A 2,449-nucleotide genomic window follows, 5' to 3' on the forward strand; every position below is an offset into this window, starting at 1 on the left:
ACCGGCCGGCCCGCAAGCGAACTGGCTTGCGCGGCAAGCTCTTCGACCATCGCCACACCCTCGGGCCTGCGAGTGCCGTGCGCGACCATGATCAGCGCCATGGGGAATCCGCCCGCTGCTCGGTCGCGAGCCGGTATCCACGCTTGACCACCGTCGCGATGATGTTCTTGTCTCCCAGAGCCGTTCGCAGCCGCAGCACGGCCGTGTCGACGGCGTGCGGGTCGTTGCTGTTGCCGGGCAGCGCGCGTAGCAGGTCACCGCGGGCGACGACGTCGCCGGGGCGTTTCGCCAGCGCGCGCAATATCCCCATGCCGGACGGGGACAGCACCTTGATCGAGCCGTCCACCAGCACACACGTGCCCCGAATATCGAGCGTGTGGCCGGCGGCGTCCACCGTGCACGAGCCGAGCAACGGTAGCTCTTCGGCGATATGACGGGCCAAGGCGCCCAACCGCATTCGTTCCGGCGATGACGTCGGCACGCCTTTGCGGATCAACGGCTTGGAGGTGACCGGGCCGACGCACATCGCGTGCACGTCGCTGCGCAGGGCGCCCAGCACCTGGTCTTCGATGTCCAGCTCACGGCTGCGCTCCAGCACCGCCGCGGCCGCGGGCGCCGACGTGAAGGTGACCGCGTCGAACTGCCGTCCCGCGACCCCGGTCACCAGCTGATCGAACGTGCCGCCCAACGGCGTTGGCTTCCACCGGTACACCCGGACGGGCACCACCTCGGCACCCGCCAGGCGCAAGCCACCGAGGAATTCCGGGAAGGGATCCCACGCGTCGGCGGCGCCGTGCAACTGGACCGCAACCCGCAGTCCGGCCACCCCCGAGTTGAGCAGGTATTCCAGCACCTCCTGCGAGGACTCGGAGTCCGGCGACCACTCCTCGTGCAGGCCGGCGGCGCGCAGCGCGCCGGTCGCCTTCGGTCCGCGCGAGACGACCCGGGCCGACGACAGCGCGGCGATGAGCTGGTTCACCAGCCCCCATCCCTCGGCCGCGGCGAGCCAGCCGCGGAACCCGATGCCGGTGTGAGCGACCAGGATGTCGGGCGGATCGGCGATCAATGCCTCGGTGTTACGGTGCAGTTCGTCGTCGTCGGGCAGCGCGATCATGTTGATTGCGGGTGCGCTGCACACCTCGGCGCCCTGTCTGCTGAGCAGCGCGCACAGCTCCTCGGAGCGCCGAGCGGAGGTCACCGCGATGCGATAACCCGTCAGCGGCGGGGAGTCGGGCCGGGCCATATCACCTGTGTATGCCTGTCAGATTTCCGTTGCGTTACCCGGCAATTGCTTGCGCATTGCCCACAGTGAGGGCGCCCTCACACGCGTGCCAGCGCGTCTGCCGTCTCACCGTCCGCCGCCTCGGCGGGCAGCGCCGGCCGCCGTACGTACACCGTCCACGTGATGATCGCCGCCACGACGTAAGAGGCGAGGAACGCCACATATGCCGACGTCTCCGTCCCGGTGGCCAGGTAGGACTGGCGCAGCGCGAGGTTGATGCCCACGCCGCCGAGTGCGCCCACCGCGGAGCAGACGCCGATCAACGATCCGGACTTGGCGCGCGCCCAGTGGCGCCGCTCCTGCTCGCCCATCTGGAGAGCGCGGCTGCGCGCCTCATAGACCGAGGGGATCAGCTTGAACACCGATCCGTTGCCCATCCCGGACAGGATGAACAGCACCATGAAGCCGACGACGTAGCCGATCATGCTGGTCGAGCGCGCCCCGGCATTGTGGTCGTCGAAAGTGCTGATGATGACGAGCAATCCGGCGCCCAGGGTCATCCCGGCGAGCACGCCGAGCGTGACCCTGCTGCCGCCCTTGCGGTCGGCCAGCCGGCCACCGTAGATGCGCGCCAGCGAGCCGAGCAGCGGTCCGACGAAGGCCACCTGCGCGGCGTGCAGCGCCGCGTGCTTGGCGCTTTCGCCGTTGGCCAGGAAGTTGACCTGCATCACCTGACCGAAGGCGAACGAGAACCCGATCCAGGAGCCGAAGGTGCAGATGTAGAGCAGGGAGATCACGTAGGTGTCGCGTTCGGCCAGGATCGAGCGCATCGTGTTCAGCTGCGTGCCGTGACCGACGTTGTCCATGAACAGCACGGCCGCGATTCCCACGATCGCCAGCACCACCAGGTACACCGCGCAGACCCAGTACGGCGCCTCGTGTCCGGCCGTGGCGAGCACCAGCAGGCCGACCAGCTGTATTACCGCCACCCCGAGGTTCCCCACGCCGGCGTTGACGGCCAGCGCCGAGCCCTTGAGCCGCTGAGGGTAAAAGGCGTTCACGTTGGCCAGCGAAGCCGCGTAGTTGCCGCCGCCCAGCCCGGTCAGCGCGGCGCAGACCACGAAAGGCCACAGCGGCAATCCGGGGTTGGCGAGCAGCACGATGGTGCCGGCCGTCGGGATCAGCAGCACGAACGCCGAGAAGGCGGTCCAGTTGCGACCACCGAAG

2 protein-coding genes and 1 pseudogene are annotated in these 2,449 nt (G+C 68.9%); all 3 read right to left on the bottom strand.

The genetic code is table 11. The features are described from left to right. Positions 1-101 (bottom strand): annotated as a pseudogene (locus A5697_RS28705) (sirohydrochlorin chelatase); the annotation flags it as partial. Then, positions 92-1,243, bottom strand: a complete 1,152-nt coding sequence (locus tag A5697_RS04285; protein ID WP_067943929.1) for a uroporphyrinogen-III synthase — start codon at positions 1,241-1,243, stop codon at positions 92-94. The pseudogene A5697_RS28705 and the gene A5697_RS04285, both read right to left, overlap by 10 nt. A 77-nt stretch (positions 1,244-1,320) precedes the next feature. Then, on the bottom strand, positions 1,321-2,449 hold a 1,129-nt coding region (locus tag A5697_RS04290), incomplete at its 5' end, for an MFS transporter (RefSeq protein ID WP_068008292.1).

This window comes from Mycobacterium sp. E3251, assembly GCF_001666835.1.
Taxonomy (GTDB): Bacteria; Actinomycetota; Actinomycetes; order Mycobacteriales; family Mycobacteriaceae; genus Mycobacterium.

What these genes read in the sequence shown, in the direction of transcription:
- A5697_RS04285 (WP_067943929.1), bottom strand. Translation starts at nt 1,243, where the DNA reads ATGGCCCGGCCCGACTCCCCGCCGCTGACGGGTTATCGCATCGCGGTG.